The sequence below is a fragment of the Allobosea sp. genome (assembly GCF_036675845.1).
In the GTDB taxonomy this organism is placed as follows: Bacteria; Pseudomonadota; Alphaproteobacteria; order Rhizobiales; family Beijerinckiaceae; genus Allobosea.
This window is the reverse complement of sequence record NZ_JAKFED010000116.1, coordinates 1-4,488: the sequence shown is the minus strand read 5'-3', so window position 1 is coordinate 4,488 and position 4,488 is coordinate 1. Positions and strand designations below refer to the sequence as shown.

Annotated in this window: 5 protein-coding genes; 2 read left to right on the top strand and 3 right to left on the bottom strand. The window is 69.1% G+C overall.

Annotated elements, in window-relative coordinates:
* Together V6M56_RS12375 and V6M56_RS12370 are read left to right on the top strand one after the other, a co-directional pair.
* Positions 1-345, top strand: a 345-nt coding sequence (locus V6M56_RS12375; RefSeq protein ID WP_332684096.1) for a TOBE domain-containing protein, incomplete at its 5' end; no start/stop codon positions are given.
* On the top strand, positions 342-2,141 hold the full coding sequence (locus V6M56_RS12370; protein ID WP_332684094.1) for an ABC transporter permease subunit: 1,800 nt from the start codon (positions 342-344) through the stop codon (positions 2,139-2,141). The genes V6M56_RS12375 and V6M56_RS12370, both read left to right, overlap by 4 nt.
* Before the next feature lie 185 nt (positions 2,142-2,326).
* Here the strand turns inward: V6M56_RS12370 and V6M56_RS12365 are convergent, their stop codons facing one another.
* The 3 genes from V6M56_RS12365 to V6M56_RS12355 all read right to left on the bottom strand — a co-directional run.
* Positions 2,327-3,073 carry an SDR family NAD(P)-dependent oxidoreductase gene (locus V6M56_RS12365; RefSeq protein ID WP_332684093.1) on the bottom strand — a complete coding sequence of 249 codons (747 nt, stop codon included), beginning with the start codon at positions 3,071-3,073 and terminating at the stop codon, positions 2,327-2,329.
* Positions 3,074-3,178: 105 nt separating this feature from the next.
* On the bottom strand, positions 3,179-4,261 hold the full coding sequence (locus V6M56_RS12360; protein WP_332684090.1) for a hypothetical protein: 1,083 nt from the start codon (positions 4,259-4,261) through the stop codon (positions 3,179-3,181).
* The coding region (locus V6M56_RS12355) for an AMP-binding enzyme (RefSeq protein WP_442881146.1) at positions 4,258-4,488 on the bottom strand (231 nt) is incomplete at its 5' end. The genes V6M56_RS12360 and V6M56_RS12355, both read right to left, overlap by 4 nt.

Sequence of the window (4,488 nt, the reverse complement as noted above, 5' to 3'; positions counted from 1 at the left end):
GGGCTCGAACTGGCCTGCGCCGGGCAGGAGCGCCGCCTCCGCGCGCAGGCCAGCGGCAACGAGGCCGCCGGCGCCAAAGTCAGGCTGATGGTGCGGCCGGAAAGCCTGACGGTGACGCCGCAGGCGCCCGCGGCCGGCAACGCCCTGGCGGGCACGCTGCTGGAGACGCTCTTCGTCGGCGGCACCACAAGGCAATATGTCGCGCTGGACGGGCTCGGCACCATCTTCTGCCTCGAATTGACGGCGCCGGCGGCGCGGCAGCTCAAGGCCGGCGAGAAGGTCTTCGTCGGCTGGGCGCAGGAGCGCGGCGTCGTGCTCGCCGAGGACGCCGGGGGGCAGAAGTGAACCGGGCGGCGGCCGCGCGCGACTGGAGCCGGCCCGGGCTTTTGTCCGGCCCGGCCGGCCGCTGGCTCAAGGGCCTGCCGGTTCTGCTCTTCCTGACGGCACTGATGTTTGTGCCGGTCGGGCAATTGCTGTCGCTGAGCTTCCAGGCGAAAGACGGCAGCTTCAGCTGGGCCCATTACGCCCGCCTGTTCACAGCAGACGTCTATGTCAACGTCATGCTGGTGACGCTGAAGATCGCGGCGTGGACCACGGTCGCGACGGTGCTCGCCAGCTATCCCGTCGCCTATCTGGTCGCGACCCGCTCGCAGCGGGCGAAGTCGAGCGTGATGTTCTGGGTGCTGCTGGCATTCTGGACCAGCTTCCTGGTGCGCACCTTCGGCTGGCTCGTGCTGCTTGGCCGGCAGGGCATGATCAACCAGTTCCTGCAGGCGCTCGGCCTGATCGATGTGCCGGCCAACCTGCTCTACACCCTGCCGAGCGTCATCGTCGGCATGAGCCATGCGATGATCCCGCTCTGCATCCTGACGATGGTCTCCGTGATGGAGACGATCGACCCGAACAGCGTCAAGGCCGGGCTGACGCTCGGTGCGCGGCCGGGCAGCGCCTTCTGGCGGATCTATTTCCCGCTCTCGCTGCCGGGCGTCGCCGCCGGCGGGCTCCTGGTGTTCATCACCTCGCTCGGCTTCTTCATCACCCCCGCCTTCCTCGGCGGCCGCTTCGAGACGATGATCACCCAGGTCATCATCGAGCAGATCCAGGAGATGCTGAACTGGTCCTTCGCCGGGGCGCTGTCGATGCTGCTGCTCGCGGTCGCGCTGGTCATCTTCTATGTCTACGACCGGCTGCTCGGCCTCTCGACCCTGGCGGGCGGCGGGTCCGCGCCGGCACGCGGCGGCGCCGGGCTCTCGGGCTGGCCGGCGCGCCTCGGCCTGAAGATTTGCGCCGGCCTCGGCCACGCCACCGACGCGCTGCTGTTTCCGGCCTGGCGCGCCCGCGCCGCCGGCGAGCGGCCGCGCTCGCCCTACGGACCGGCCGTGCAATGGACGATCGTGGTCTCGATCGTGCTCTTCCTTTGCCTGCCAGCCTTCATCATGGTGCCGGTCTCGTTCACCGGCGGCGGCACTATCGACTGGCCGCCGCGCGGCTTCGACCTGAAATGGTACCAGGCCCTGTTCGAATCGCCGCTCTGGGCCCAGGCGGCGCTGCGATCGCTGATCGTCGCGCTCGGCACGGCGACGCTGGCGATGCTGCTGGGAACGCCGGTCGCCTTCCTGCTCGCCCGCGAGACCATGCGCGGCAAGACGCTGCTGCTGGCGCTGATCCTCTCGCCCCTGATCATCCCGCGCATGATCATCGCGGTGGCGCTGTTCTACGCCTATGCCAAGCTCGGCCTGGTCGGCAGCTATACCGGCCTGATCCTCGGCCACACCGTGCTCGCCATCCCCTATGTCGTGATCACCGTGATGGCGGTGCTGAAGAACTACGATCCGCGCTACGACCAGGCGGCCTGGAATCTCGGAGCCCCGCGGCTGGCGACCTTGCGGCGCGTCACGCTGCCGCTGATCCGCACCGGGCTGATCTCGGCCTTCCTGTTCGCGCTGATCACCTCCTTCGACGAGCTGACGCTGGCGCTGTTCGTCACAGGCGGGCTGACGACGACGCTGCCGAAGCAGATGTGGGACGATGCGCTGCTCAGCGTGACGCCGACGCTGGCCGCGGCCTCGACCCTGCTGCTCTTGCTGGTGACGCTGCTGATCGGCTTCGTCGGCTGGCTGGAGAAGCGCTCCGCCCGCTGAGCGGGCGGAGCTTGGAGCGTACTACTTCGACTCGGAACCACCCCGTCATCCTGGACAACTCGCGAAGCGACGCAGGCCCGGGATCCATCGCAGGGCGCCTGAGCCCTTATAATGGATCCCGGGTCGAGCTACGCTCGCCCAGGATGACGGCAGTGGTTTGCGAAGAAGCGCAGTCTAAAGCCGCCTCACATCGTGTAGTTCAGCCCCAGCCGCCCGCCATCCGGATAGATCGTCTGGCCGGTGATGTAGGAGGCGTCGTCGCTGGCCAGGAAGGCCGCGACGCTCGCGACCTCGGCCGCCTCGCCGCGGCGCCCGAGCGGGGTGCGCGACATGACGCGGCGCTCGGCTGCCGGATCGGTGATGACCGCGGAGGCGATCGCCGTGTCGATGGTGCCCGGGCCGATGCCGTTGACGCGGATGCCGTGCGGGGCGAGCCCGATGGAGAGCACCTTGGTGAGCTGGTTGAGGCCGCCCTTCGAGACCGCGTAGGGGATCTGGTTCGGGATCGCCAGGATGGCGTTGACCGAGGACATGTTGATGATACTGCCGCTCTTGCGCGGGATCATGTGGCGGGCCGCCGCCTGCGACAGCAGGAAGGCCGATTTCAGGTTGATGGCGAGGACGCGGTCGAAATCCTCCTCCTCGAGCTCCAGCAGATCGGCGCCATGGATGACGCCGGCATTGTTCACCACGATGTCGAGCGTCGGGAACTGCTTTGCCGCCGCATCGACCAGCGCGACGAGGTCGGCCTTCTTCGCGACATCCGTCCGTTGCCAGGGGCAGTTCAGCTCCTTCGCGACGGCCTGCAGCCCGGCCTCGTTGATATCGGCGAGCATCACCGAGGCGCCCTCGGCGATGAAGCGCTCGGCGATGGCCCGCCCGATGCCGCCGGCGCCGCCGGTGATGATCGCGGATCTTCCCTTCAATCGCATCTCGTTCTCTCCTTGCAGATATCGTGGCGCGGCACTGCGGCCGCCCGGGCGTTTGGTATAGCCATGCCTTGCCGCTACCTGCCTTCCGCCTGCGATCGGTCGATCTCAGGGCAGGGTCATCAACCGGTCGCGCAGGGCCAGCATCTTCGTGCAGACCGCTTCCAGATCGTCGATATGGAAGCCCTCCGCCAGCTTCGCGTCATGGGCGGCAAGGCCTTCGCGCAGGCGCCCGGTATAGGCGACCTTGCCGTCCGCCTCGACGGTCAGCCCGTTGCGTTCCTCGAAGGCCCGGTTCCAGGCGACGGCCTCGTCGGCCGAGACGCCTGGCGGCAGGTCGAGCGTCATCTTGCCGGCAGAGAGCACGACGGGATAGCCGCCGGGCAATCCGTTCGGGCCGGGCACATGGCCTCGCCAGTCGCCGCCCGAGGCCATGGCGAGCATCATCGGAACGCCGCTCGCGCCGGAAATCTCGATGGCCGGCTCCGGCGTGAGCTGGACATCGGCGAAGCGCGCGAAGACGTCGTCGACCTCGGCGCCGTCGACCCAGACCCGAGGTGTCGGGCCGGTCCGCTCGGCCGGCGGGCGGCGCCAGGCCGCGATGGTCTGGTAATGCGCCAGCACCTTGACCGCCGCGTCAGGGCGGACGCCCGCCGAGCCGGCGAAGACATTGGACAGGATCGCGATGTTGCCCATGCCGCAGGCGACGGCGTGGCCCTGGGCGGTGATCATGCCGTTGACCACGTCGGGAAAGCCGCAATTGACGAAGGCGGTCGGCGTGCCCGCGCGGGTAATGGCGGCCGCCACCCGCGACGAGATCAGTGCCTGGAACACCGCTGTCGCGCTCAGGCCGCCCTCGGCGACGAGCCGCGTCCAGGCATTGCCGCTCTGGGCGATGACCTGCGAGGTCTGGATCGAGGCGGCCTGCACCACGACGCGCGGCTGCGTCGCCGCGAGCAGGCGCGGGGCGGCATCGGGCTCGAGCAGGTCGATGGCGAAGCTGCCGAAGCGCGCCGGCCGCCCGAAGATCGCGGCGCGCGCATTGGCGGCGGTGCGCAGCCAGTCGAGCCGGCTGCGATTGCGCCCGGCGATGACGACGTTGACCGGTTCCTGCGCGGTCGCGGCGATGTCGAAGGCTATCCTTGCGGCGAAGCCGCCGGTGCCGGAGACCAGAATGTCGCAAGCGGTCATCGGCGGCGCTCCTGTGTCGCGGCCCGGTCCCAGCAATCATCTGTGCTGGTCGAGAGCCGGTGCTTCATGATGCGCTGGCTCGCCGTCCGCTCGAACTCGTCGACGAAGGCGATGTAGCGCGGGTTCTGATAGGCGGCGAGGCGCTGGCCGAGCCAGTGCGACAGCTCGGCTGCGTCGAGGGCGGCGCCGGGCTTGCGCTTGACCAGGAGCTTGATCTCCTGCTCGCC